The organism is Streptomyces chrestomyceticus JCM 4735 (assembly GCF_003865135.1).
Lineage (GTDB): Bacteria > Actinomycetota > Actinomycetes > Streptomycetales > Streptomycetaceae > Streptomyces > Streptomyces chrestomyceticus.
The window spans coordinates 9,126,914-9,152,387 of sequence record NZ_BHZC01000001.1 but is presented as its reverse complement, the minus strand read 5'-3'; the positions used below and the strand labels follow the sequence as shown (position 1 = coordinate 9,152,387).

At 72.9% G+C, this 25,474-nt stretch carries 22 protein-coding genes and 2 pseudogenes; 18 read left to right on the top strand and 6 right to left on the bottom strand.

Annotation, left to right across the window (positions count from 1 at the left end; all coding sequences use genetic code 11):
• Positions 1 to 325 precede the first annotated feature (325 nt).
• Together EJG53_RS39550 and EJG53_RS39545 are read left to right on the top strand one after the other, a co-directional pair.
• Positions 326 to 1,057, top strand: a complete 732-nt coding sequence (locus EJG53_RS39550; protein ID WP_167515248.1) for a helix-turn-helix transcriptional regulator — start codon at positions 326 to 328, stop codon at positions 1,055 to 1,057.
• A 16-nt stretch (positions 1,058 to 1,073) separates the two neighbouring features.
• Positions 1,074 to 1,619 carry an NUDIX hydrolase gene (locus tag EJG53_RS39545; protein WP_244955541.1) on the top strand — a complete coding sequence of 182 codons (546 nt, stop codon included), beginning with the start codon at positions 1,074 to 1,076 and terminating at the stop codon, positions 1,617 to 1,619.
• 128 nt (positions 1,620 to 1,747) lie between these two features.
• On the opposite strand, the gene EJG53_RS39540 is transcribed toward EJG53_RS39545, so the two are convergent.
• The gene (locus EJG53_RS39540) at positions 1,748 to 2,998 is read right to left on the bottom strand and encodes an ATP-grasp domain-containing protein (protein ID WP_125048922.1); all 1,251 of its coding nucleotides are present in this window, start codon (positions 2,996 to 2,998) and stop codon (positions 1,748 to 1,750) included.
• Positions 2,999 to 3,585: 587 nt separating this feature from the next.
• Between EJG53_RS39540 and EJG53_RS39535 the strand changes: the two genes are divergently transcribed.
• The 13 genes from EJG53_RS39535 to EJG53_RS39475 all read left to right on the top strand — a co-directional run bounded on the left by EJG53_RS39535 (position 3,586) and on the right by EJG53_RS39475 (position 17,540).
• A complete protein-coding gene (locus EJG53_RS39535) occupies positions 3,586 to 4,380 on the top strand; it encodes a YqcI/YcgG family protein (RefSeq protein WP_218041951.1) in 795 nt (264 codons plus the stop codon).
• Positions 4,377 to 5,252: a nucleoside-diphosphate kinase gene (locus EJG53_RS39530; RefSeq protein WP_125048920.1), complete on the top strand. Its 876-nt coding sequence runs from the start codon at positions 4,377 to 4,379 to the stop codon at positions 5,250 to 5,252. Before EJG53_RS39535 ends, EJG53_RS39530 begins: the two co-directional genes overlap by 4 nt.
• Complete coding sequence (locus EJG53_RS39525) at positions 5,249 to 6,277, top strand: GNAT family N-acetyltransferase (RefSeq protein ID WP_125048919.1); 1,029 nt, start codon at positions 5,249 to 5,251, stop codon at positions 6,275 to 6,277. Before EJG53_RS39530 ends, EJG53_RS39525 begins: the two co-directional genes overlap by 4 nt.
• Before the next feature lie 75 nt (positions 6,278 to 6,352).
• Positions 6,353 to 7,720 carry a helix-turn-helix transcriptional regulator gene (locus EJG53_RS39520; RefSeq protein ID WP_125048918.1) on the top strand — a complete coding sequence of 456 codons (1,368 nt, stop codon included), beginning with the start codon at positions 6,353 to 6,355 and terminating at the stop codon, positions 7,718 to 7,720.
• Position 7,721: 1 nt separating this feature from the next.
• Entirely contained in the window at positions 7,722 to 8,597 is an 876-nt protein-coding gene (locus EJG53_RS39515; RefSeq protein ID WP_125048917.1) for an isocitrate lyase/phosphoenolpyruvate mutase family protein, read from the top strand.
• Positions 8,594 to 9,733 (top strand): phosphonopyruvate decarboxylase, encoded by a 1,140-nt coding sequence (aepY, locus tag EJG53_RS39510; RefSeq protein ID WP_125048916.1) that lies wholly within the window; start codon positions 8,594 to 8,596, stop codon positions 9,731 to 9,733. The genes EJG53_RS39515 and aepY overlap by 4 nt, the downstream gene beginning before the upstream one ends.
• Before the next feature lie 31 nt (positions 9,734 to 9,764).
• Entirely contained in the window at positions 9,765 to 10,937 is a 1,173-nt protein-coding gene (locus EJG53_RS39505; RefSeq protein ID WP_125048915.1) for an iron-containing alcohol dehydrogenase, read from the top strand.
• The gene (locus tag EJG53_RS39500; RefSeq protein ID WP_125048914.1) at positions 10,934 to 11,980 is read left to right on the top strand and encodes a C-terminal binding protein; all 1,047 of its coding nucleotides are present in this window, start codon (positions 10,934 to 10,936) and stop codon (positions 11,978 to 11,980) included. Before EJG53_RS39505 ends, EJG53_RS39500 begins: the two co-directional genes overlap by 4 nt.
• Entirely contained in the window at positions 11,977 to 13,101 is a 1,125-nt protein-coding gene (locus EJG53_RS39495; protein ID WP_125048913.1) for a pyridoxal phosphate-dependent aminotransferase, read from the top strand. Before EJG53_RS39500 ends, EJG53_RS39495 begins: the two co-directional genes overlap by 4 nt.
• A 118-nt stretch (positions 13,102 to 13,219) precedes the next feature.
• Positions 13,220 to 14,005: a nucleotidyltransferase domain-containing protein gene (locus tag EJG53_RS39490; RefSeq protein ID WP_125048912.1), complete on the top strand. Its 786-nt coding sequence runs from the start codon at positions 13,220 to 13,222 to the stop codon at positions 14,003 to 14,005.
• Between the two features lie 48 nt (positions 14,006 to 14,053).
• Positions 14,054 to 15,370 carry an MFS transporter gene (locus tag EJG53_RS39485; protein WP_125048911.1) on the top strand — a complete coding sequence of 439 codons (1,317 nt, stop codon included), beginning with the start codon at positions 14,054 to 14,056 and terminating at the stop codon, positions 15,368 to 15,370.
• 42 nt (positions 15,371 to 15,412) lie between these two features.
• Positions 15,413 to 16,483, top strand: a complete 1,071-nt coding sequence (locus EJG53_RS39480) for a GNAT family N-acetyltransferase (protein ID WP_125048910.1) — start codon at positions 15,413 to 15,415, stop codon at positions 16,481 to 16,483.
• A 247-nt stretch (positions 16,484 to 16,730) separates the two neighbouring features.
• A complete protein-coding gene (locus EJG53_RS39475; protein WP_125048909.1) occupies positions 16,731 to 17,540 on the top strand; it encodes a bestrophin-like domain in 810 nt (269 codons plus the stop codon).
• A 32-nt stretch (positions 17,541 to 17,572) separates the two neighbouring features.
• On the opposite strand, the gene EJG53_RS39470 is transcribed toward EJG53_RS39475, so the two are convergent.
• The 3 genes from EJG53_RS39470 to EJG53_RS39460 all read right to left on the bottom strand — a co-directional run bounded on the left by EJG53_RS39470 (position 17,573) and on the right by EJG53_RS39460 (position 19,908).
• Entirely contained in the window at positions 17,573 to 18,316 is a 744-nt protein-coding gene (locus tag EJG53_RS39470) for a cyclase family protein (protein WP_218041949.1), read from the bottom strand.
• A gap of 103 nt (positions 18,317 to 18,419) precedes the next feature.
• Entirely contained in the window at positions 18,420 to 19,247 is an 828-nt protein-coding gene (ddaH, locus tag EJG53_RS39465) for a dimethylargininase (protein WP_125048908.1), read from the bottom strand.
• A gap of 70 nt (positions 19,248 to 19,317) precedes the next feature.
• Positions 19,318 to 19,908, bottom strand: coding sequence for a hypothetical protein (locus EJG53_RS39460; RefSeq protein WP_244955540.1), 591 nt, complete (start codon positions 19,906 to 19,908; stop codon positions 19,318 to 19,320).
• Between the two features lie 283 nt (positions 19,909 to 20,191).
• Between EJG53_RS39460 and EJG53_RS39455 the strand changes: the two genes are divergently transcribed.
• Together EJG53_RS39455 and EJG53_RS39450 are read left to right on the top strand one after the other, a co-directional pair.
• A complete protein-coding gene (locus EJG53_RS39455; protein ID WP_125048907.1) occupies positions 20,192 to 20,848 on the top strand; it encodes a helix-turn-helix transcriptional regulator in 657 nt (218 codons plus the stop codon).
• 45 nt (positions 20,849 to 20,893) lie between these two features.
• Positions 20,894 to 21,016 (top strand): annotated as a pseudogene (locus EJG53_RS39450) (Pvc16 family protein); the annotation flags it as partial.
• 107 nt (positions 21,017 to 21,123) lie between these two features.
• On the opposite strand, the gene EJG53_RS39445 reads toward EJG53_RS39450, so the two are convergent.
• Together EJG53_RS39445 and EJG53_RS39440 are read right to left on the bottom strand one after the other, a co-directional pair.
• Positions 21,124 to 23,997, bottom strand: a complete 2,874-nt coding sequence (locus tag EJG53_RS39445; protein ID WP_125048906.1) for a helix-turn-helix transcriptional regulator — start codon at positions 23,995 to 23,997, stop codon at positions 21,124 to 21,126.
• Positions 23,998 to 24,121: 124 nt separating this feature from the next.
• Positions 24,122 to 24,838, bottom strand: coding sequence for a hypothetical protein (locus EJG53_RS39440; protein ID WP_218041998.1), 717 nt, complete (start codon positions 24,836 to 24,838; stop codon positions 24,122 to 24,124).
• On the opposite strand from EJG53_RS39440, the pseudogene EJG53_RS44255 reads away from it, so the two are divergent.
• A pseudogene (locus EJG53_RS44255) lies at positions 24,786 to 25,346 on the top strand (aromatic-ring hydroxylase C-terminal domain-containing protein); the annotation flags it as partial. The gene EJG53_RS39440 and the pseudogene EJG53_RS44255 overlap by 53 nt on opposite strands.
• Positions 25,347 to 25,474: the final 128 nt, after the last annotated feature.

Here is a 25,474-nt window from a genome sequence, read left to right as displayed (position 1 = left end):
AGCTCACGCGGCGGCCCACCGGCCTCCGCGTACGCCATGCGGCGGGCCCACCGGCCTCCGCGTACGCCACGCCGCGGTGCGCCGCGTCGCATTCCTCCCGGGACACGACGTCCCGCCCATGAGCAGCTCGACAAGGAACGGAGTCCGTCCGGGGTGTCACCGCACCGTCCGGACGGCCCTCGCCAGGGCCCGCCCACGGCGCGGCCGTGCAAGGTACGGAAGGCAAGACAAGATGCAACAAACGCTCCCATCGGGCTCGCCGGCACCGTCACGCAGCGGTGCCCGGCCAGACCCGGAATCGCCCACCCGCCGGCCGGCCCGCCCGATGGCGGTTCCGCCGCCCGACGGCCGGTCCCCCCGGGTCGCCGGTGCGACCCACCTCGCGGCGCTGCGGCCCCCCGCCGACCGGGGCGGCCGGTCCGCCGACACGGAGCGGAGCGCGGACCCGGTGAGCGTGGCCGTGCTGGCGGACGACCCGATCACCCTCGACGGCACGGTCGCCTTCCTGCGGAGCAAGCCGCTGATCTCGGTCCTCGGCGACGACCGGCTGACGGAGGCGGACGTCGTCCTGATCCTGGTGTCGCCCGAGGGGACCGACGAGGCGCTCGCCCGGCTGGAGCGGCGGGACGCCTGGCAACGGCCTGCGCAGCGACTGATCATGGTCACGGACTCCATGTCGGAGTACCAGTTGATGCGCGCCGTGGCCCACGGTCTGACGGACGTACTGCCGCGCGCGCAGAGCGATCTGGGCGCGATCGCGGACGCCGTCTGCGACCGCCGGCAGCGCACCGGGGTGGCGGATTCGCTGGTCACGCTGCTGCACCACCTACAGCGCGACATCCTGGAGCCGCACCAGCTCAACGCGGCCGGCTTCGACACGCGGGAGATGAACATCCTGCGGATGCTCGCCGACGGCTGGAGCACCGGCGAGGTCGCCAAGGAACTCGGGTACTCCGAGCGCACCATCAAGAACGTGATCCATACGATGCTGGCCAGGCTGGGACTGCGCAACCGCACACACGCCGTTGCCCATGCCATCCGTTCCGGCACGGTCTGAGAGGAAGCTGAACCGAGTGGTGGAAGAAATCGTGGCCCTTTACGCCGAGGGTGATCTGAGCGGACGGGTCGTCGGCTCGGCTCCCCGGAGCAGGATGCGCGCCGAGAACCTGCCGCACTGTGCGACGCAGGTGCTGCTGCGCGACCCGGAGGGCCGGGTGTACGTGCACCGCCGTACCGACACCAAGGACGTCTACCCGGGCATGCACGACGCCTGGGCCGGTGGTGTGGTGGCTGCGGGGGAGGACCCGGACGAGACCGCCGAGCGGGAGGTGACGGAGGAACTCGGCGTCCGCGGCTGCCCGGTGCGCCCCTGCTTCCGTTACTGGTTCGCCGACGACCACGCCAACTACCTGGCCTGCGTCTACGTGGCCGAGTACGACCCGGACCTGCACGGCCCGGTGGTGCACCAGGCGAGCGAGGTCGCCGAGGGCTGGTGGATGACCTGGAAAGAGTTGACGGCGCGCCTGGCCGACCCGGAGTGGCCGTTCGTGCCGGACGGCCGGGCCGGGCTGGAGCGGTACGCCCAATACCTGGAGGAGCAGTCGGCGGCGCGCGGCTGACGGGAACCGGCCGGCCTGGCGCGGTGCCACTGCGGCACCGCGCCGGGCCGTGCGGCCCGCCGGCGTGAGCGACCGGCGGGTGTATACGGTCGCGCCGCGCTCGTCTCCGAGGGCGTCGGTGCGGTCCCCTACGCCGATTCCGGGACCGTGGGAATGCTGATGCGCTCGGCCAGTGCCGCGAGTCTGGACATGACCTGTTCCTCGGTGTCGCCGCGTACCGAGACGATGGCCGCCGCGTCGCTGTACCGGGTCGGCGGATCAATCAGATCACCCTCTCCCACCAGGATCTGCGCTTCGGTGATCCACGGTTCGTCGGGCACCGCCGGGGTGCGCAGGACCCGGCCGGGCTCGGCGTACAGGGCCGTGAAGCCGGTCAGATGGGGGGCGGGGGCCGGTACGTGCGGCACGCTGCCGTCCAACTGGGCCCGCAGCATGACCTCGTCGAGGTTGGCCCCGGTACGCGACCGGAAGCCGGCGAGGATGCCCCCTCCCCCGGCCCGCGCCGCGATCTCGCAGAACACGGGGCCCGAGGGGGACATGAAGACCTCGTGATGCGCCACTCCGGTGAAGCCCGGGTACGCGGCGAGTACGGCCTGGTCGAACGCGAGCAGCGCGTCGAGCAGCGGGCCGTCCGGCACGGCGATGTCACGGCAGGGCTCCAGCCGCCGGTACGACATGGTGCTGTCCACGTACCGGCCGGCCACCGCCGCCGTGACGTGCGAGTCCTGCACCACGCTGTCGACGTGGTAGAGCTGCCCGTCGACGAACTCCTCGACCTCGAACTCCGCCAGCCGGCCGGCGTGTTCCCGTACGAACCGGTCGAGTCCGGCGATGTCGTCCAGTACGTGGATCTCGCTGGAACCGGCGCCGAGCCGCGGCTTGACGACCACGCGGTGGTACTTGTCCAGCAGCGTCAGCGCGGCCTCCCGGGAGAACGGGGCGAAGTCCGGTACCGCGATGCCGTGGTCGCGCAGGTGCTCCTTCATCAGCACCTTGTCGCGGAAGAGCAGCGCCTGCTCGACGCGCTGACCGGGGATGCCCAGCTCTTCCCGCAGTTCGGCGGCGGGCAGCAGGAAGCGTTCGGTGACCGCCACCAGGCGGGCCGCCGGCCGGCCGCCCCAGCGGTGCTGGAAGCGGACCGCGTCGGCGAACGGCGCGGTCTCGACACCGGGCACCCCGACGACGGACGCCAGCTCGTCACCCACGGCCTCACCGGTCCGCTCCAGTGCGGTGACCAGCCGTACCTCCCAGCGGTCCGTGGGCAGGAAGGGGCGGCCGTCCGGGCCTCGGTACGAGGAATAGCCGAGGCGGTCGAGCAGAATGACCGGCTGCTTTTCCTGCTGCGGCACCGGCGCATTCCCGATGATTTGCGATGTCATTGCACAACCTTTTTCGGCTCGCTGCCCTGTCGTGTGGACCGGTTGCCCGGAAGCCGTTTGCCCGCGGCGGGAACAACGCTGTCGGTACGACGCGGCGCGGGTTATGTCCCGGGGGCTCGGCGGGCTCTCGTCGTTGTCCGGTACCGGCGTCGGCCGGGGTTCGTCGGCTGCTGTGCGGATGAGCCAAAACCCTAGTCACGATGGCGCTGGTGAAAAGGGCCGGCGGCCGATCCGGGACCAACGGGCAGCGTGCGTTGCCCTTGTGTACCCGAGCCGCGAGCGCCCCGCAGCGGCCCGGCGCCGCTGGTCATGGCCGTGCCGACGATCAGTACCGTACGCGTGCGCGCGAGGGGCGGGATATTCGCGGTGGTGCCGGCTTTCCCTAACGGCCCGCGGGTCTTCCCTCCCGCAAATCCTTTGGGGCAGTGAAGCCTTGACAGTGCCGAGTGAGCGCTGTTGTGATTGTTCTGCGCGGCGAGCCCCGCCCCAGCACATCTCTTCCGTCCTTCGGGCGGCGCGGCTCGCAGTATTCTCCAACGACCCTTTCGGAGCGTTCTTTGGAAAGCTATCTATGGAGGGACTCCGAGGTGTCGCGCTCCGGTTCCGGCGACGAGCCTTTCGGCTGGGTCCCGGAAGCGCACAGCGTCTTCACCGAGCGGATTCTCGCCGAAGAGCCGTCCTATCCCTGTTACTTCGGGACGCAGGGCCAGCAGCGCGGCAACAACTCCTTCAGCGCCGTCGACACCCGCTACCCGGACACCCACGGTCCGGCCGCGCTCGCCCGGTCCCTGCGGGCCTACCGGCAGCGGGCCTGGCAGGGACCCAAGCGGCAGACCCTGATCGTCTTCGTCGGTCCGGCCGTGCCCGGCGCGGAACTCGCGGACGACCACCGGCGGTTCTGGACGCTGCTGGACGAACTGCGGGCGTACGACACCGAGCCCTGGCCGGCCGAGGTGCCCACCGACCCCGCCGACCCCCGCTGGCAGTGGTGCTTCGACGGCGAGCCGTGGTTCATCTTCGCCGCTAGCCCCGCCTACCGGGACCGCCGCAGCCGTGACCTCGGGCCGTGCCTGACCCTGGTCTTCCAGGTCCGGCGGGTCTTCGAGGGCATCGGCGGCAGCACGGTGGCCGGCAAGGCCGCCAAACGCCGGGTCCGGGAGGGGCTGGCGCGCTACGACCGGATCGGGCCGCACCCCACCCTCGGCGACGGCGACACCTCCACCGACTTCAAGTGGCGGCAGTACGCACTCCCGGACGACGCGAGCGTCGCCGCCCCCGACGCCTGTCCGGTGCGGCACCACGCCGCCGTCCCCGTCCTGCCGGAGCGGAACGCCGTCGACGGCTCCGCCTTACCGCAATCACACGAAAGGCAGCGTCCGTGACTGCTGAAGACTTCTGGTCCCGACACGTGTTCGTCCTGCTGAGCTCCGACATCGTCTACCGGGGCCGGCACGGCGATCTGGTGCGGAGGCTGCGGGACGAGGGCTTCCCGCCGGTGGCCGCGCGGGCCCTGCAGGCCGATCCGGAGCTGATCGACGACCTGTACTCGGACCTCATCGCGGGCCAGTGGCAGACCTGGCGCTACCGCCTGGTGGACGCCGTCCTCGGCCTCGGTCCCACCGTCGCCCTGATCTGCCGCTGCGACGGCCGGCACGCCGAACTCGCCAAGCTCAAGGGCTACCAGCACCCGACCGACGCCGACCTGGGCACGCTGCGGCGGGACTTCGACGCCATCAACAGCGCCATGAGCGTGATGCACAGCTCCGACGGCCCGGAGGACTCCGAGCGGGAGGCCGCCGTCTTCGGTCTGACTCCGGAGCACGCGGGCGACCCGGAGGAGGTCGCCGCCGAGATCGACCAGTTGTGCCGGCTGAACACGCCGGGCAACCCGGAGACCCGCGACTTCGAGCAGGTACTGGCCTCGGTGCGCACCCGGCTGGTGGGCGCGCTGTGGGAGGAACTGCCTGCCGCCGTACGGCAGCGGTTCACCACCGAGTTCGCCGACACCGGCCAACTGGGCCTGCCCGGCGCCGGCGACCGGCTGGCCGACCTCCTCGGCGACCGGCTCACCGCCGGCTTGGCCGACGTGGTGCGCTGCGACTTCACCCCGAAGTGGCGCGACGAGCTGCGGATGGCCTGGGCGGAGGAGCGGCTGCGCCGGGCGGGCGTGGTCCTGGACGAGTGGGAGCGTGTGGTGCTCGGCTCGTCGCTGCACTTCCCGCCCCTGCGGGCGAGCGTGGAAGCGGCCAGGTGATCGGCACCCGTACCGCCTCCTGCACCGTGTCGGTCGCCGACTCGGTGGAGGAGGTGGGCCGCCGAGCCTGGACCTCGCTGGTGGAGGCGTGCGGGGCGCCCGTCTTCTACAGCTACGACTTCCTGTGCAGCGTGGAGAAGCTGCCGCTCACCTCGCCGTCCCGCGCCCGCTACCTGGTGGCGCGGGAGGAGCCGGCCGGTGAACCGGTCGCCGTCCTGCCGGTGTACCTCCAGCACACCCGTGACCCGTTCGCCACGGGCCCTGGGGCCGACGCGCTGCTCACGGTGCTGATGGGACACGTGTGGCACTGTTACGACACCGTGCTGCCCAGTCGCGTACCGCTGACCGCTCCCCTGGTGGAGACGTTCTGGAACGCGCTGGGTGAGCTGGCCGACAGCTCCGACGTGGATCTCTGGGGACTGGCCAACGTGGCCGCCGACGGCGAACTCGCCCGCCTCCTCACGGAGATCGGCGTGGCGACCGAGTCCACCGTGCCGCGTTACCGCCTGCCCCTCGCAGGCGGTCCCGCCACCCTGGACGAGCACCTCACCACCGTAAGCCGCCCCTCCCGGCGCACCCTGCGCCAGTTCGCGCGGCGGGCCCGCGACGCCGGCGCCGAGATCACCCTGCGCCAGGGCTCCGAAGCGCTCGACCAGGACGTACTGGACCTGTGCGAGGCCACCGCGGACAAGCACGCCCCCGGCTACTACCCGCCGGACCGGCTCGCCGCCCTGGTGAACGCCCTCGGCCCCGACTGCGGCATCCTGCGCGTGGATCTGGACGGCGTGCTGCTCGCGGTCTCCCTGTGCCTGTACGACCGCACCCGGATGCACGCCTGGGCGGGCGGCTGTCTCTACCCGCAGGAACTCAACTGGAGTCCCCAGTACGTGCTGTTCGCGGCCGAACTGGAGGCCGGCATGGCCTCCGGGCGGCAGGTCCTCGAATGCGGCCGCCGCAACGACGAGTTCAAGACCCGTTACGGCCTGCACGCCCAGCCGCTGGTCCGTGCCGCCGTGCGGCGCTGAGCCTCCGCACCGTACGGCCCCGCCGCGGGGCTCCCCTCCCCCGCGCACGCAAACGTCAGAGGAAAGGCCCCCACCATGTCCCTACCGGACCCTGCCTTCGACCGGCGGGCGGCAGCGCTGCTGCGCGCCGCCGCCAACGATCTCAAGCGCGACGACACCACCGCCGAGGCCGACCTCGGCCTCGCCCCCGGCACCTTCGCCGGTCTCACCAGCGGCGAACAGCCCGTGGACCTGGCCCTGCTGGGCCGGGCCGCCGAAGTGTGGCCGCTCAACGAGCGCGATCTGCTGCCCGGCCACGACGACACCTCCCGACGGGTCCGCATCATGCGGGCCAAGGAGTCGGAGGCGTCCTCCCGGGTGCTGGCCCGCGGCGGTGACGACTACTACGAGTACCGCGACACCGCGATGTCCCGCGTGGCCTCGTACCGCCCCGAGTGGATCCGCATGCTCCAGCCGGTGGACGACAACGATGCCGACAACCCGGCCGTCCGCTGGAACCGCGGCCATCTGCTCTACCAGTTCACCTACTTCGTCGGCCCGGTCAACTACTACTACCGGTGGCAGGACCGCAGCGTCTGCGTCCCGATGGAGACCGGCGACTCGGTGTGGGGGCTGCCGTTCGCCCCGCACTCCTTCACCGCGCGGTCCACCGACGAACCGGCGTACATCCTGGCCCTCACCTACGGCGGTGACCTGGTCGGGGACGCCCAGCGTGAGCTGGCCATCCTCGGCAACGCCGCCGCCCACCAGGCCAAGCTGACCCCCGACGGCGGACCGGCCGCCCTGCTGCGCTCGTTCCTCCAGGCCAGGGCGGTCACCGTCGAGGAGCTGGCCCGCCGCACCGGGCTGTCCGCCGGGCACCTGGCGGTACTGGTCGACGGGGACCGGCAGCCGACCGGCGCCGAGCGGGCCCAACTGGCCGAGGCGCTCGGCATCTCCGAGCGCGACCTGCTGCCGCCGAGCACCCGCACGGACGGCGGTGTGGTCGTCCAGCGGTCCGCGACCGCCCACCGCTGGCACTACCCGGCGGACTCTCCCGCCTACCGCTTCACCCAGCTCGCCGGCGACGCCTCGCACCCGCACACCACCGCGCTGGAGACCGAGGTGCTGGCCCGCTCCGCCGAGGACACCGCCTGGCTCTCCACCTACCAGCACAGCTACCTCTACGTGCTCGGTGACCAGCCCGTGCGGCTGCTCTGGGAGGCCGACGGGGAGCGGTACGAGGAGGAGCTGCAGCCCGGCGACTCCGCCTACCTCATGCCCGAGGTCCCGCTCTCCTTCGTCCGCACGGACCCCGAGGCGCCCCCCGCCCAGGTCCTGCTGCTGCGCATCGCGGGTGCGGTGCTGCCCGAGGTGCGGCACGCCCTCGGCGCCATGCCCGAGGGCGGGATCGAGCGCTATGTCAACGAAGACCGGCTCTGGTACAGCAAGGAAGGTAACTGACATGTCCGAGAACGCCACCACCACGAACAAGTCCGCACGGCTGCGTGAGCTGCTCGCCGGTCCCCGGCCGGTGGCCGCGGTCGGCGCGCACGACGGCCTCAGCGCCAAGCTGGTGGAGCAGGCGGGCTTCGACGCCGTCTGGTGCTCCAGCTTCGAGGTGTCCGCCAGTTACGGTCTGCCGGACGCCAGCCTGGTGACGATGACGCAGTTCCTGGCGGCCGCCGAGGCGATGGACGCGATCATCGACATCCCGGTGATCGCCGACTGCGACACCGGGTTCGGCGGGCCGCTCAACGTGGCGTTCGCCGTGGAGCGGTACGAGCGGGCCGGCATCGCCGCGATGTGCATCGAGGACAAGCTGTTCCCGAAGATCAACAGCTTCGCGGACGCCGGCCAGGACCTGCTGCCCACCAAGGAGTTCGCCCTCAAGATCGAGGCCGGCAAGCAGACGCAGAAGGACGAGCGCTTCCTGCTGATCGCCCGTACCGAGGCGCTCATCTCCGGCCAGGGCGTACCCGAGGCGCTGGAGCGCGCCCACGCGTACGCGGACGCCGGGGCGGACGCCGTACTGGTCCACAGCAAGAGCCGCCGCCCGGACGACATCCTGGAGCTCGGCGACGCCTGGGACCGCGACGTACCGCTGGTGGCGGTGCCCACCACCTACGCCTCGGTGGAGGAGAAGGCGCTGTTCGACGCCGGTTACCGCCTGGTCATCTACGCGAACCAGGGCATGCGGGCGGCCGTGAAGAACATGCGCGAGGTGCTCGGCAAGCTGCGCGTCGAGGGCCGCGCCGAGTCCGTGGACGCCGACATCGCCACCATGCCGGAGATCTTCGCGCTGCAGGGCATGACCGCGGCCTTCCGGACCGCCCCGTGAGCACGACCTCCAAGGCGTTCGTCACCGCGCTCGACAACCACGGCATCGGCCTGGTCTCCGGAGTGCCCTGCTCGTACTTCGGCGGCCCCATCGGCGAACTGGCCCACTGGCCGGACATCCCCTACGTGCCGGCCGCCAACGAGGGCACCGCGCTGGCCACCGCGGCCGGCAGCCGGCTGGCCGGACGGCCGGCCGCGGTCATCGCCCAGAACTCCGGCTTCGGCAACCTCATCAACCCGCTGACCTCGCTGGTCCTGCCCTATCAGATCCCGGTGCTGGTGTTCGTCAGCATGCGCGGCTGGCCCAAGGCGTCCAGCGGCGAGCCCCAGCACCACTGGATGGGCCGCGTCGTGCCGGACTGGCTCGACTCGCTCGACGTACCGCACCGGATGCTCCTGCCGGACGGGCCGGGCCTCGACGAGGTCCTGGAGGAGACCCGGCCGGTGCTCGCCTCGGGACGGCCGGCGTTCGTCCTGGTCGCCAAGGGCGCGGTGGAGGACGAGAAGGCGGTCGGCGCGCCGGACGCGGAGACGCGGCCGGCCGACGGCGATCTGCCCGACCGCGACGACCTGGTGAAGGCCGTGCTCGCCGAGGTCGGACCGGAGTTCGTCTTCTCCACCACCGGCTATCTGTCCCGCTCGCTGTTCAACCGGGGCGACCGGCCGCGCAACTTCTACATGCAGGGCTCGATGGGCCATGTGGCCTCCCTGGCCCTGGGGTCCGCCCTGGCCCGCCCGTCGGAACGGTTCGTGGTGCTCGACGGTGACGGCTCGGTGCTGATGCACATGGGAGCGCTCACCACGGTGGGGCACTTCGCGCCGCCGAACCTGGTGCACGTGCTGTTCGACAACCAGGTCTACGACTCCACCGGCGGGCAGGCCACCACCGCGAGCACCACGGAGTTCGACACCATCGCCCGGGGCAGCGGCTACCGGCGGGTGCAGTACGTGGCCTCCACCGCGGCGGTGCGGCCCGCGATCCAGGACGCCTTCCGCGCCGAAGGGCCCACGCTCCTCGTGGTCCGCGGCCGGGCGGGCGGCGCGGCGGGCGAACGGGCCTCCGGGGCCGTCACCGTCCCCGAGATCGCGCGCCGGTTCAGCGCCGAACTGACCGCGGGGCAGGTGCCGCTGTCGTGACCGGTACGGTTCCCCCGCGGCCGTCGCCGGACTGCGACGACTGCCAGGACACCCCGCCGCGTTCTTCGGGACCGGCGCCGCCGCACGGCTCAACGCCGTGCTGGCGGGCGCCGGCGCCCGGCGTGTGCTGCTGGTGCACGGGCCGTCGTACGCCACCGGCGCGGCGGCCCGCCTCACCCGAGCCGGCCGGGCCGGGTTCGAGGTGCACCACTTCGGCGACGTACGGCCCAACCCGGAGCTGGGCCACATCGAGGAGGCGGTACGGGTCATCCGCCGGCTCCGTCCCGACGCCGTCGTCGGCATCGGCGGCGGCAGCAGCATGGACGTGGCCAAGGCCGCCTCCGTGCTCGCCGCCCAGGACGCGGACCCGGCGGACTGTCTCGGCTCGCCGGACCTGGTCGGCCGGAAGCGCCCGGGGCGGCTGGTCCTGGTGCCCACCACCGCCGGTTCGGGCAGCGAACTCACCCGGTTCGCCACCCTGTACCGGGACGGCCGCAAGGTGTCCCTGGACACGGACGCGGCCCGGGCCGACGTGGTCCTGGTCGATCCCGAACTGACCGCGACCGTGCCGGTGCCGACGACGGTGGCCGGCGCGCTCGACGCCTTCAGCCAGGCCGTGGAGTCCTCCTGGGCCCGCACCGCCACCCCGCAGTCCCTGGAGTGGGCCGAGGAGGCGCTGCACGCCCTCCTCCCCGCGCTGGGGCAGCTCGCCGACACGGGACGGCCGGCCGAGGTACGGCACGACCTGTCCCTGGGCGCGGCCCTCGCCGGGGCGGCCATCGACGTCACCCGTACGACCGCGGCCCACGCCCTGTCGTACGCGCTGACCAGCCGGCTCGGCCTGCCGCACGGCGTGGCCGTGGCCCTGCACCTGCGCTGGCTCATCGGCCGGCACGCCGCGGCGACCTCCCGGGAGTGCCCGCCGCCCGGTGTCCGCGTCCTGCACGGGCGGGTCGCCGAGATCCGCCGGACGGTACGGGCGCACACCGGCCGGGAGCCGGAGGAGCTGCTCGCGGACCTCCTCCAGGCCGGCGGCTACCCCGCCGACCTCGCCGACCTCGCCCTGCCGGCCGACGAGTGGGCCGGCGTGGTGGCCGAGGCGCTGCACTCCGGCCGGGCCATGAACAACCCCTGCACGCTCACCCCCGAAGACGTCCTCGGCCGGTTCGTCCGGCCCTCACTGACGGAAGGCGCCGCGCGATGAACGCACAGCGTGTCCTGTACACCGACCCCGCCTGGCTGGTCGCCGACGGCCGGCAGGACCTCTCCCTGGCCACCGTCGAGCGCGACGTCCTGGGCGACGACGTAGAGCTGCTCACCGCTCCGCACGAGGACGGCCGCTACGTCCTGACCGACGACCGGCTGCTGGAACGTGCCGCCGGAGCCGACGCCCTGGTGGTGTACCGCTGCCAGGTCACCGACGCCCTGCTCGACGCGGCGGGCGACGGGCTGCGGGTCGTGGTCCGGCAGGGCGTGGGCGTGGACAACCTCAACGCCGACCTGCTCGCGGAGCGCGGCCTCCCCGGCTTCAACGTGCCGGACTACTGCGTGGACGAGGTCGCCGTACACACCTCGGCGCTCGCCCTCGCCCTGGAACGGCACGTGGTGCCGCAGCACGTGACCCTGACCGGCGGCACCTTCGACATCTACGCCGGTGGCGCGCCGCGCCGCGTCAGCCGCCGCACCCTGGGCATCGTCGGCTTCGGCCGGATCGGCCGGGCCGTCGCCCGCAAGCTCGGCACCTTCTACGGCCAGGTGCTCGTGTACGACCCCTACATCGGCCGGGACCTCGCCGAGGGCTACGGCGCCCGTACCGTCGACACGCTGGAGGAACTCCTCGCCGAGTCCGACCTGGTGACGCTGCACTGCCCGCTCACCCCCGGTACCGAAGGACTGATCGGGGAGGCCGAGCTGCGGGCCATGAAGTCCGACGCCTTCCTGGTCAACGCGGCCCGCGGCAAGCTCATCGACCCGGAGGCGCTCGGCAAGGCGCTGGACGAGGGCACGATCGCGGGAGCCGGACTGGACGTCTTCGCTCCCGAGAACCCGCACCAGGACCCGCGCTGGAAGCCGGTGCTCGACCACCCGCACTCCGTGTTCACCAGCCACCGGGCCTTCCTGTCGGAGGAGGCGGAGGCCAGCAGCCGCCGGCGGGTCGCCGAACTCGTCCGGGACGCCCTCGCCGGCGACCCGGCCCTGCTCGCCGGCCGGGTGGGCCGCGTACTGCCCGACGGAGCCGCCCGATGACCAAGCTCGCTCCCACCGCCGTCACCGAGCAGAACGGCGACGTGGTGGTCCTCTCCACCGGCGACATCCGCGTCGCCCAGCACGACCCGGGCGCCGTCCCCGCCGCCCGCCGCGCGGACCAGCCCTACCGCTCCCCCGCCGGTGACCGGGCGCTCCGCGAGGCCATCACCGCCTACGCGGCGGACGGCGGCACCCCGACGTTCGCCCCGGACCAGGTGGTGGTCACCCCCGGCGCCCGGCAGGCGATCTTCACCGCCCTGCTGTCCGTCCTGCGCGGCGACCGGCGGGAGGTGCTGCTCCCGACGCCGTACTGGGCCAGCTTCCCCCGGCTCGTCGAGATGGCCGGCGGGACGCCGGTGCCCGTCCCCACGGAGCCCGGCCAGGGCGCGCCGTCCCTGGAGGCGCTGGCGGGGCTGACGACCGAGCGCACCGCCATGCTGATCCTCAACTCCCCCCGCAACCCCGACGGCGCGGTGGTCTCCGCCGAGGAGCTGCGCGGCATCACCGAGTGGACGGCGGAGCGCGGGCTGACGCTGCTGTTCGACCAGGTGTACCGGGGTGTCGCGCTGTACGAGGAGCCGGCGCCGTCCGTGACCCAGCTCTACCCGGAGCTGCCCGGCCACGTGGTGCTCACCGACGGGCTCACCAAGAGCCACGCGCTGGCGGGCCTGCGGCTCGGCTGGGCCGTGGCCGGGCCCGAGACCGCCACCCGGATCACCGCCACCGCCTCCCACCTCATCGGCGGCGCCAGCGGAGTGGTCCAGGACATCGCGCAGCAGGTGCTGACCACCGGGGAGCCCGGGCGCCGGGAGCTCGGCGCCCGGCTCGCGACCCACCTCGACCTGGCCCTCGACGCCTTCGCCGGCATCCCCGGAGTGCACTGCGCCCGTCCGGCGGGCGGCATCTTCCTCTTCCCCGACCTGCGCGGCTGGCTGGCCGACAGCGCTCCGCCGCAGGCGCGGGAGGACCTCGTCGGCTGGCTGCGCACCCGGCACGAGGTGGCGGTGGTCGACGGCGCGGCCTTCGGCGCACCCGGCCATCTGCGGCTCTCCTTCGCGCTGCCCGCCGACCAGCTCAAGGACGGCCTGCACCGGCTGCGTACGGCCCTCACCCGCCCCTGACCTCCGAGCAGAAGAAGAGAGCGACCACCATGGACCCTGCCCTTCTGGATGCCCTCCCGCACGCGGTACAGGCCGCGCTCGCCGGGCAAGGCGCCACCCCGAGCGCATCGCCGCTCTGGTGGACGACCGGCCCGGCGACGTGGTCATGCTGGCCGGTTCCTACGCGACCGGCGAGGCCAACCCGACCTCGGACCTGGACATCCTCGTCCTGATGCCCGGACCGGGCACGCGCGGGGTACCCGGCACCACCAACCACCCCTCGATCTTCGGGGACAGCTTCGACGGCATGGCGGGCGACTTGATGGTCAACATCGAGTACGTCAGCGAGGAGGCGATCGCCCTGGTGCAGCAGGCCGTACGGCCGGCCACCGGTGACGGACCGCCCGACCTGGCCAACCTCCAGGGCCTGGAACTGCGGCTCATCCAGCGGGTCAGCACGGGCTGGCCGCTGTCCAACGCCGACCGCCTGGACGAGATCAAGAAGGGCATCGACGCGGACCTCGTCCGCGCGTCGGCGGCGGCGCTGTCCTTCGTCGACACGATGAGCCTCCTGGCCGACACCACGGTGCTCGGCTCTCCCGCCCGGGAACTGATGTGCCGCGGCGCCGCCGAAGCGCTCCTCACCTCCGGCCTCAACGCCTTCGGCCGGATCACCTACGGCACCAAGCACCTGCTGTCCAGGTCGGCCGCCGCAGCCCGACTCCCGGGCGCACCCGCCCTGTTCGCCCAGTGCGACAAGGTGCTCTTCGCCGACCGGCTGCCGCAGGAAGAGGCACTGCCCTGGCTGCTCGACCTCACCGAGGAGCTGTTCCGCGCGTTCGCCGACGAGCGGTGCGCGCCCGGCATCCAGGCGCTCCTCGAACCGTTCCGGCCCCAGTGGGCCTGGTCGGGCCGGGCCTTCTAGTGCCGGTCGGCCCTCTGTCCCGTTCCGTTTCTACCTAGGGAGTCCCCCGTGAGCTCCGCTCCCCAGTCACACCGGGGAATCATGGCCCAGCCGGCGTTCCGCCGCTTCTGGGCGGCCCGCACGCTGTCCCTGGTCGGCGACTACGCCTTCCGCATCGCCTTCGCCACCCACCTCATCACCGTGACCGGATCGGCGTCGGTGCTCGCCGCCGCCACCGCCGCGCTGCTGGTGCCCTCGCTGCTGTTCTACCTGGTCGGTGGGGCGGTGGGAGACCGGACCAAGGCGCGGCGGCGGGTCCTGGTGGTGTGCGACGTGGCGCGGGTGGTCGTCCTGCTGCTGATCGCCGCCGCCACCTACTGGACGACCAGCGCGCTGCTCCTGGTGGCGCTCTCGCTGCTCATCGGGATCGCCGACGGCTTCTTCATGCCGGTCTCGTTCTCGTACATGCTGGAGATCACGTCGCGGGACAAGCTGGTCTCCGCGAACTCCGCGCTGTCGGTCAGCATGCAGTTCGGACTGATCGGCGGCCCGCTGATCGGCGGTCTGCTGGTGGGGTTCATCGGGGCGCCCGCCACGTTCGCCTTCGACGCGCTGACCTTCCTGCTCTCCGGAATCCTGCTGATGGTACGGCCGAAGGGCGTGACCGGCGCCCGGCCGGTGACCACCGGCGAATCGGCCGACGAGCCGCGCCAGCCGATGGGCGAGCAACTGCGCCGCTTCGGCAGGGACATCGTGGAGGCGCTGCACTACGTGCGGGGCGTGCCCTGGCTGCTGATCTTCCTGGGCGTCGGCGCGCTGGTGAACGCCGTCTTCGCCGGGGTGCTCGACGTACCGATTCCGCTGATCATGTCCCCGGAGGGCACCAGCCAGGCCCAGTCGCTCGGCGTCTTCTACGCGCTGGAGGGTGTCGGCGCGCTGATCGGTGCCGTGATCCTCATGCGGCTCACCGTCAAACGGCTGGGCACCAGCATGTTCGCCATGCTGCTGATGATGGCGGCGGCACTGACCGCCGTCGGATTCTTCGGCGGAGGCATACCGGCGCTGGCCCTCGCCCTGCTGTACGGCATCGGGCTGCACGTCTTCAACTCCCTCTACCCGAGCCTGCTCCAGGACCGGGTGCCGGAGAACCTGACCAGCCGGGTGGGCAGCCTGTCGTTCCTGGGGTTCGACGGTCTGATCCCGTTGGGCACGCTGCTGATGGGCCCGCTGGTGACCACCATGGACGCCCGGGGCGCGGCCGTCGTGGCCGGCGCGGCGGCCGTCCTGCTCAGCCTCGCGGCGCTGCTCGCCCCCAGCATCCGGGGCCTGAAGGCCGAGCCGCCGGCCGACGTGCCCGCAGCCGAGCCCGACCTGGCCCCCCGCTGACCCGTCCACGAGAACCGGCCCACGACAGAACGAAGGAGAGGAATGCCCCGCACCGAGATCTCCGCGCACTTCGACGCCGCACGCTGGGGCCGGCTGTACCCCGGCTCCGCGGTGCAGAGCGCCTGCTGGATCGACATCATGCTCAGTCGGCTGCCCGGAAAGCCCCTGACGGTGCTGCACGAGGACGACGACGGTGCCGCGCTCGGCTTCGTGGGCGCGGTGGTCACGGAGCCGGGCGCCTACGAGGCGTACAACCCGTGGACGATCCTGCGCGCCGACCCCGAGGTCTTCCCCGCCGCGCACGCCGACGGGCCGGTGGCCCCGCAGCTCGGCGGCGCGGCGGAGGACATGCTGCCCAGCGTGGTCCTGTCCGCCCCCGGCTACCTCGGTGACCCGGTCGGACCGGCCGCCCACCGCCCTGGGGCGGTACGCGACTGCCTGTCCGCGGTGCTGGACCACGCGCGGGACGCCGGGCTGGCGACGGTGTGCGTCCTCTACTCCACCCCCGAAGGCGCCGCCGTCCTCGACCCGGTGACCACGGAGCTCGGCGGCGCGAGCTTCGACCTGACCTCCCGGTCGGTGCTGGAGATCGGCTGGACGGACTGGGACGACTACCACTCGGGACCGCGCAACCGGCGGCGGGCCGAGATCCTGCGCCAGTTGCGCCGGCTGGCCGAAGCCGGCGGCGAGGTGGTCCGCGAGGACCCGCGGCCCCGGTTCGACGAGGTGGTGGCCGCACGCTGCTGCCTGCTGCGCCACTACGGCCAGCCCGCCGACGAGGACAGCGAACGGCGCAGACTGCACGCCCTGATCGAGGCGTTCGGCGACGACCTCGTGCTGTACTCGGTCGTCCGCGAGGGCCGCCTCCTGGCCCACGCGCTGTTCGTCGCCCAGGACCGCGTCCTGCAGAACATCTACGCGGGCACCACCGAGGAGGGCCGCGCCACACCGTACGCCCACCTGGCGGCCACGTATTACGCGCCGCTGATGTACGTCACCGGCAAGGAGTTCGACCGCATCGACTACGGCGTGGGCCACGAGACGACCAAGCGCCTGCGCGGCTGCCTGGTCGTGCCCTTGCGGGGGCATCTGCTGCCGGTGGGAGGGCGGTGACCGGAGGGTGATCGGGCGGGTTCCCGGGCCGGCCCCATGCGGCCCGGGGGCCCGCCGGCATCACTCGGTCGGTAGTGGCGACCACGGGTACACCGGGGCTGGTACCCCCAAGGGGCCCAGCAGCATGCCTCGTACGGGTGAACGGGTGGGCGAGCCCGTATGCCGGTCTCCGCCGTCAGGCAAAGGCAGTGGGGTACGAGACCGCCGCGTCGTCGAGCCCTGACCCCGCTCCTGGAGACCCGCTGACATGACCGTCACCATCGTTGTGGCCGTGGTCGCCCTGATCCTCGGCCTGATCGCCCACCACTTCCTGCGCCGTCACGACACCGACGCCGACGACGCAGGTCTGTCGGTGAAAGACCTGCTCAGCCCGGTGCAGACCCTCACCGTACTGATTCTCGCCTTCGTCCTGGCCACCGCCGCCGGCTCCTACAACCGGGCCGAGGAAGCCGCCCACAACGAGGCCAACGCGGCCGACCACCTGGCGGAGACAGCGGACTACCTCCCCAACGCCGCGCAGCGCCACCGGGTACAGGCCGACGTCGTCTGCTACACCCGCGCGGTACGCCACTACGAATGGCCGACCATGGCCCACGGCCAGGGCTCCCCGGAGCCCAGCGTCTGGACCGCCGACCTGCGCAGCGCCTTCAAGGACATCGGTCCGGACCAGAGCGCCTTCGGCATGCTCGTGTCGGCGGACGACACCCGGGCCAAGGCCCGCCAGGCGCGGCTGACGGAGTCGACCGCGGCGGTCCCCGCGGCGGTCTACTGGTTCATGCTCGTCCTGCTCTCCATCACCGTCATCTCCCTGTGCCTGTGCATTCCCCGCCGCCACAATCGGCCCCAGCTCGCCACCCTGGCCATGGCCACCGCCCTGCTCACCGCCACCCTGCTGCTCGTCCACGACGCCGAACGGCCCTTCGGCGGAGCCATCTCGGTCGGCCCCACCGCGATCAGCGATGTCGAGCAGCAGGCCGCCCGTGACTTCCGCGCCGACGCCCCCGGCGCAGACCTGCCCTGCGACGCTGACGGGCGCAAGGCGAGCGGGCGCGCCTGAGGGAGCGGGAGCAGTCGGAAGCGCAGGCGCGCCTACGGGAGCAGCGCCAGGACGCGGGCCGGGAATGCGGTGCCGTGGCGGGCCTTGCCGACGCCGACGACGATGTGGGCGCCGGTGGGTGGCAGGGTGTGCAGGTTGGTGAGGAGTTCGACCTGGTAGCGGGCGTGGTCGAGTACGTACGCCTCGCAGGCGTAGCGGCGGCGGGCGCTCTCGGGCGATGACGCGTTGTCGGGGCCGGCCGCGGTGGTCCACATGCCGGGGTCGGCGTCGATGGTCTCGTGGCCGATGGCTGTGACGGAGCGTTCGACCAGGAGATGGCGGAGCGCGTCCAGGGTCCAGCCAGGGGTGTGGGAGATGCCGTCCGCGTCGAGGTTGCGCATGGCGTCGATGTCGGGCCATCTGCGGGACCAGTCGGTGCGCAGGGCGGCGAAACAGCCCGCGGGCACCGGGCCGTGGCGCTGCTCCCACTCGCGTACGTCGTCCCGGCCGAGGCAGCGGTCGGAGTCGGCGGCGACGGCCTGGGAGATGTCCAAGACGACCAGCGGAAGGACCAGTTCCTCGGCGGGCAGGGCGTCGATGGTGCGGCCGCCGGCCACCATTTCGGCGGGGGCGTCGACGTGCGTGCCCCACGAGCCCGCGATGCGGTGGTAGAACGCGTCGAATCCGTCGTGCGCGATCGTCATTTCCTGGTGTCGCTGTTCGTCGTCGAATTCCGGATCGCGCGGCTGTCCGGGGCCGAATGCGTGCGTCAGGTCCAGCACTCGGAGGAAGGTCATGGGGCCCATCATGCCGGGGCCGGTGTCCCCTCGGTGGTGAGCGACGGCCGGCGGCGGAACACATTGCTTCCTTCGGCGGATGCCATGGGGCGGCACCGGTGTTTCAGGGAGCGCCGAGGCCGCGGAGTTCCTGTACGCAGCATTTCGCGCCGCCGCCGCTTTTGGCGAGTTCGCTCAGGTCGATGCCGACCGGTTCGAATCCGCGGGTGCGCAGGGCGGGGAACAGGTCCCTGGCGGCTTCGGGCAGCAGGACGTGTCGTCCGTCGGAGACCGCGTTCAGGCCCAGGGCCGCGGCGTGCGCGGAGTCCGCGAGCACGGCGTCGGGAAAGCGCTGCCGCAATACGGCGCGACTGGCCGCGGAAAAGGCTTCCGGGTGGTACATGACGGCGTCCGTCGCGGGGTCCAGGACGGCCAGCGCCGTGTCGAGGTGGTAATAGCGCGGGTCGACGAGTTCGAGGGCGAGGACGGGGCGGCCGAAGAAATGCCGGGCTTCGGCGTGCGAGGACGGGGTGGTGCGGAAACCGTGGCCGGCGAGCAGGCAGGAGGCGGTGAGCGCGTAATCGCCCTCGCCTTCGTTGGCGTGTTCCGGCTCCCGGTACGCGGTGACGCCGTGGGCGATCAGCCATGCGCGGTGGGCGGCCGCTTCCGGGACGCGTTCGGGATGGGCGAAACGTGCGCCCATCGCACGCCCGTCGATGACGGTGGCACCATTGGCCGCGAAGACCATTTCCGGAGCCCCGGGGAGGGGCGTCAATTCCTCTACGGTGTGCCCGAAAGCGCGAAGCCGGTCCCGCAGGTGTTCCCATTGCCGGCAGGCCGCCTCGGTGTCCACCGGGTCGTCGGGATCCATCCACGGGGTGCGGGCTTCGGTGACCTCGAAATACGTGGGCCTGCACATCAGGTAGCGGCGCGGGGTGGCGTGACGTGACACGGCGGCTCCTCGGAGAACTGGTCCGGCATCTTTCGCCCCCGTAGCGAGCATCCCCCATCTGCCGCGTTTTTCATCCGGCTCCGGCCCGGCTCCTGGCGCGCGCCCGGTCGTAAGCCCAGGCCCCCAGCCCCACCAGCACGGCCACTCCGGCCGCGTACACCGGCAGCCACCGGGTCGTGGTGGCGGACAGGCAGTCGGCCACGGCGGTCTGGCGGTGGACGTCCTGCGCGTGGGCGAGGGCGGCGCCGTCGCGGCCGGTCAGGCCGGCCAGTGCCGCCTCGGTGCGGATGCTCTCGTAGGTGCCCAGTTCGGGGCACCGGTCGCGGGTGCCCGGCATCGGGAACAGCCAGGCCCAGCGCTGCATCATGGGGGCCAGGGTGATCGCCGTGCACAGGCCGACGACCAGCGAGAACGCCGTCAGGTTCGCGAGATACGCGGGTCGGAGGCCGGGGGCCCACGGCGGCAGCCGGTAGAAGGAGAGGATCACCGCGAGCAGCGTCACGCCGACGTACGTGGCGAACCACTGCCACGAGCCCTGCGCGAGTGCGGCCGTCAGTACGGCGGCGAGCCCGATACCGATGACTCCCGACCCGCCGGGGACGGTGTGGACCGCACCGGCGGGCGCCGGGCTCCGGGCTCCCCGGCCGCTGGGATCGTCCACGGCTCCTCCTGCCTGCTCCGGGCACCGGACCAGCATCCCGGCGCACCGCACCGGCACGCCGCCGCCATGCCGGGCCGGTCCGGAAGCCTGGCCCGGATGGCGGCACGCCGCGTGCGGCCCCGCGGGGCTCCCCCGCCTCCGCCCGGCGCAGGATTACGTAAGGGCCGGGCTACGTAGTTCTCGCCGACGCGGCGATTCCCCTTCCGGCGGCATGCTCGGTACAGCAGTCACGTACCGGCTCCGGACGGATGGGGACCGCCGGTGAACAGGACAGGGGATTCACGTGCTCAGCTCGCACCCGGCCGCCACGGCTTCCGTACCCACCGCGCGCCGGGTGCGGGTGGCCGTCACCGCGCCCGACCCGATCAGCCGTGAGGGGGTCCTCAGCCAGTTACGCCGCCACCCGGAGGTCGACCTCGGGGAGGACGCCGCTTCCGCCGCCGTGGCCGTGCTCGTCGAGGACGTGCTCGACGAGGCGGCGCTCGCCCGGCTGCGGCGGCTCGTCCGCAGCGAGGGAGCGCGGGTGGTGCTCGTCGTGGGCACCATCCGGGAGAACGAACTGCTGGACGTCATCGAGTGCGGCGCGGGAGCCATCGTCTGGCGCCGCGAGGCCACCGCGCACCGACTGCTGCAGGCCGTACTGACCGCGGCCGAGGGCGGCGGCGATCTGCCCGCCGACCTGCTGGGCCGGCTCATCAGCCAGGTGGGGCGCCTGCACCGGGGCGGCGCCGACCAGCCGGGGTCCTTCCTGGGCCTCACCTCCCGCGAGGTGGACGTCGTGCGGCTGGTCGCCGAGGGGTTCGACACCTCGGAGATCGCCACCAAGCTGTCGTACTCCGAACGCACCGTCAAGAACGTCATGCACGGGCTCACCACCCGCCTGCATCTGCGCAACCGCTCGCACGCGGTGGCGTACGCCCTCCGCGAGGGCTACATCTGACCGGCCGTACGGCGGGGGCGGCCCCTTGGGGCACCAGCGCTGCCCCGCCGCCGTCCGCCGCGCTGGTTCCAGCTCTCCTACCTGGTGACGGCCTGGACGAAGACGCCGCAGGACGAACACCGGCTGCTGTCCGCAGTGCTGGCCACGCTGCTGCCGCACGAACTGCTCGCCACCCGGTCCGGTGGGGACCAGTCCTGAACCGGCCGTGGTACGTCACCCCGTCGGAGCCGCCTTGGCGGCTGACGTACGCGGTGACGTGCCGCGACGCCGGGTCGTCACAGCGACAGCTCGCGGAGCTGGCGGCGCGAGGAGATGCCCAGTTTGCGGTACACGTTGCGCAGGTGGGTGTCGATGGTGCGCGGGCTGAGGAACAGCATCACGCCCACTTCCTTGGACGTGGCCCCGGCGGCGACCTTTCCGGCGATCAGCCGTTCCTGCGCGGTGAGCAGGCCCAGTGGGTCCTCGCCGTGCCGGCGCGGCTGTTCGCCGGTGGCGCGCAGTTCGCGGGCCGCGCGCTCGGCGAAGCCGCGGGCGCCGATGCACGACAGCGTGTCGTGTGCTGCCCGCAGTTCGTCACGGGCCTCGGCCCGCCGGTTCTCCCGGCGCAGCCATTCCCCGTACGTCAGGCGGGCGCGCGCGTGGAGCACCCGTACCCGCGTCCGGGCGAACTGGTCGATGGCCTGCCGGTACAACGCATCGCAGTCGCCCCGTTCGAGGAGGGCCTGGGCCCGGAGGCTTTCGGCGAAGGCCCACGGGACGGGGTTGGCGCGGGCCAGCGCCTCCAGGTGGTCCATGGCATCGGCTGCGTCCTCGCCGCGTCCGGCGCGCGCCGCGGCTTCGACCAGTTCGGAGTAGACGGCCCAGATCGAGTACGAGCCTGCCTGGTTCCGGCGCTGGGCCGTCAGCGCGGCGTCCAGTGCCGCTTCGTAGTTGCCGAGCCCGTTGTGCAGGACCGCCCTGGCGTAGTGCTCTCCGGCGGCTTCGAACGGCCGGCCCTCGCGTCCCACCAGTTCCCGCAGCTCGGCGAAGCGTTCCTCGTCGCCGCGGAAGCCGGTGAGGACGAGTTCGGGCCCCAGCAGGGGCACCGTGCCGGCCGCCTCGTCGACGGCCCGGGCCTCGCCGAGGCTGGCGGCCGCCTCGTCGAACCGGCCGACCGACACTCTGGCGACCGCCTGGTACCGCAGGGCCTGCGGCAGCGAGGCGAGGGAGCCCTGCCGCCGCGCCTCGTCCACCTGCCGGTCAGCGATCTCCTCCGCCGCCTCGTCGTCCCGCAGGTCGATGGCGACCTGGCAGAGCAGGTTCATCCGCCACGGGCCCGGCGAGGAGTCGGCCGCACGGTACGCCGCCACCGCGTCGCGCATGGCCGGCACCGCCCGCTCCACGGGCAGCATGGCCTGGTCCAGCAGCGCGTCGAGCAGCAGATCGGCCGGCCCGGCGGTCTCCCGCTGCGGCGCCCGCTCCCGGATCCGGGCACCGAGGTCCCTGAGCAGACCCGGGTGTATGTCGTTGTACATGAACGACGCGAACGCTTCCAGGTAGGTGTCCCGCGCCTGCTCGGGAGGCGCCAACTCGGTTACGGCGTCGACAAGTCGGGCCGTCGCCCGCGGCGCGTGGGAACGCTGGTACTCGATCCGGGCCCGCAGCAGGCGCGCCTTGGCGCGGCCCTCGTCGTCCATCCGGCGCCGCTCCGCGCGGGTGACCAGGGCGCGGGCGGCGTCGGGCGCCCCCGCCCGCAGCCGCAGGGTCGCCGCGACGAGCAGCCGCGTGGCCTGGCGGTCGGGGGCGGGGGTCAGTTGGCCCGCCCGCTCCATGAACGCGGCGGCCGCGGCGAAGCCGCCGCGCAGGCGGGCCCGGTCGGCGGACCGTTCCAGCTCCGCCGCGATGTCCTCGTCGGCGTCGATGACCGCGTGGGCCCGGTGCCACGCCTGACGGTCGAGGTCGGTCTCCGGATCGGTCACCGCCGCGAGGGCGCCGTGCATACCCCGGCGTTTCTCCGGGGTGGCCGAGGCGTAGACCGCGGAGCGCACCAGTGGGTGCCGGAAGCGCAACAGCGGTCCCAGGACCAGCAGTCCGGCGTTCTCCGCGTGGGTGAACCCCGCGGCGTCCAGCCCGAGGCGCCGTGCCGCGCTGCGCAGCAGGTCGAGGTCGCCGACCGGCTCGGCCGCTGCGAGCACGACCAGCGACCGGGTGGCGTCCGGCAGCCGCTCGAAGCGGTGGACGAACTGCTCCTCCAGCGTGTCCACCACACTGGCCCGGAAGCGCCGGGGGCCGGGGACACCGAACGGTTCCGCGTGGTGGGCGAACACCAGCAGCGCCAGCGGGTTTCCGTGCGCCTCGGCCAGGATGCGGTCGATGACCTCGGCGTCCGGTCCGATGTGCGTCGCGGCGCCCAAGAGGGCCCGGGCGTCCTCGTCGTCCAGGCCGGTGAGGGGCAGCCGCGGCAGTTCGGCGAAGCCGGACGACGCGCCGGCGTCGCGGGTGGCGAAGACCATCGCGATCCGTTCGGCGGACACCCGCCGGGCCACGAACACCAGCACGCGCCGCGAGGCGTCGTCGATCCACTGGGCGTCGTCCACCACACAGCAGACCGGCGTGTCCTTCGCCACCTCGTGCAGCAGCCCCAGGACGGCGAGGCCGACCGTCAGCGGGTCGGGCGAGGTCTGCGCGCCGAGGCCGAACACCGCCTCCAGGGACCTGCGTTGCACCACGGGCAGCCTGCGCCGGTAGTCCAGGACCGGGGCGCACAACTGGTGCAGCGTCGCGTAGAGCAGGTCGTGCTCGAACTCCGTACCGGCGGCCCGCAGCACCTGGAACCCGTCCAGCGCCTCCACCACGGCGTCGACCAGCGCCGACTTCCCGATGCCCGCCTCCCCGGCCACCACGACGGCCCCACCCCGCCCGACGGCGGCCGAAGTCACCAATCCATCGAACTCACGCCGCTCCGCGTGTCTGGCCACGAGCTGCACCGGGATCTTCCTCCGAGTCGACAATGCTAGAGGTTCCTGCACGTTTTCCTTCAGCCAGGCAGCGGCCGGACCGCTCCCCACGGCACGGCGCACCGGTGCGTTCCCGCGACCGGTGCCCTCCTGACTGATCTCACGCTGGGAGACGACAGTCACGGCCGACAGGTTCTTGATCGGTGGCGTCATTTGACCAACACCGGCGACGACCAGGGACGTTCTCCGGGATGACGGAGAGCACCGGGCCCGGCCCCACCCGTGACGAACAAACCTGACCTACCGCCATCTACCGGAGCACGGCGCGCCGGACAGTTCACCCGTGCCCCGGACGAGCCGTCCCCAACTCCCGGCGCAGCCGGCCCGGGTCGACCTCGGTCGCGGCCGTCTTCCCGTCCAGCTCCCAGCCCGTACCGTACGCCGCGGCGAAGGCGTCCTCGCCCAGCGCGGCCCGCCCCCGGCGGGTGAGGTCGCGCACCTGCCGGTCGGTACGGTCGTGAGCGCCGCGCAGCCGGGAGGCGGCGCCGAGCAGGACGGCGGCCCGGTGGTGCCGCCCGTGTGCCTCGGCGAACGCGGCCGCCTGCACCGCCACCACCGACAGGATCGGCAGATCACGGGCCGCCGGCGCCGCCGCGTACGCCGTCCCGAGCGCCCGCTCCGCGCCGGCCAGGTCCCCCGTCTCCAGGCAGTACGCGGCCCGTACGCCGCCGGCCAGCGTCCGCGCGTGGTCGCCGGGGAACAGGGTGCCGCCGCGCAGCCCCCGTTCGGCGTCGTCCAGCAGGTCGCGCGCCCGGTCCAGGTCGCCGCGCCCCACCCGGGAGGCGGCCTCCCACGCGTCGACCAGGAACAGCATCTCGGGCGCGCTCATGCGCCGCGCCCGTTCCCGTGCCGAGCCGATCGTCGCGATCACCCGGTCGGTGTCGCCGCGCCGCAGGTACAGGTCGATCCAGCGCAGATCGCCGAAGACCTCGTCGCCGACGCTGAGCGAGCCGAACGGCGGGCAGGGACTCAACCTCGGCCTCGGTGACGCCATGAACCTGGGGTGGAAACTCGCGGCGACCGTGCACGGGCACGCGCCGGACGGCCTGCTCGACACCTATACCCGCGAACGGCACCCGATCGGCGCGGGGGTGCTCGACTGGACGCGCGCCCAGGCAGCGGTGATGCGGCCGGGCCCCCACGGCCAGGCGATCCAGTCGGTGATGCGCGACCTGCTCGGGACGCGGGACGGAACGACCCACGTGTCTGCGAAGGTGTCCGGCTCGTCGATCCGCTACGACCTCGGCGGCGGCCACCCGCTGACCGGCCGCAGCGCCCCGGACCTCCAGCTCGAAGACGGCACCCGTCTCGGTGAACTGTTGCGGGGCGGGCGCGGCCTCGCACTCGACCTCACCGCCGACCGCCGCCTGCCCGATGCGGCGACGGCCCGGCCGGGCCGCCTGCGTCACACGGCCGGGACGGCGAAGAACGACCTCGGCCCGGGTGCCGTCCTCGTCCGCCCGGACGGCTTCGTCGCCTGGGCGGGCGACCGCGACTTCGACCCGTCGCGGGCCACAAGGTGCGGGACCTCGAACCCCGCTGGCAGACGGACATGCTCGGTGCGCGCCCTGACGGGGTGTCGATCCTCGTCGGGGTCAACGACATGGGCCGGCACACGCTGGCCCCGGAG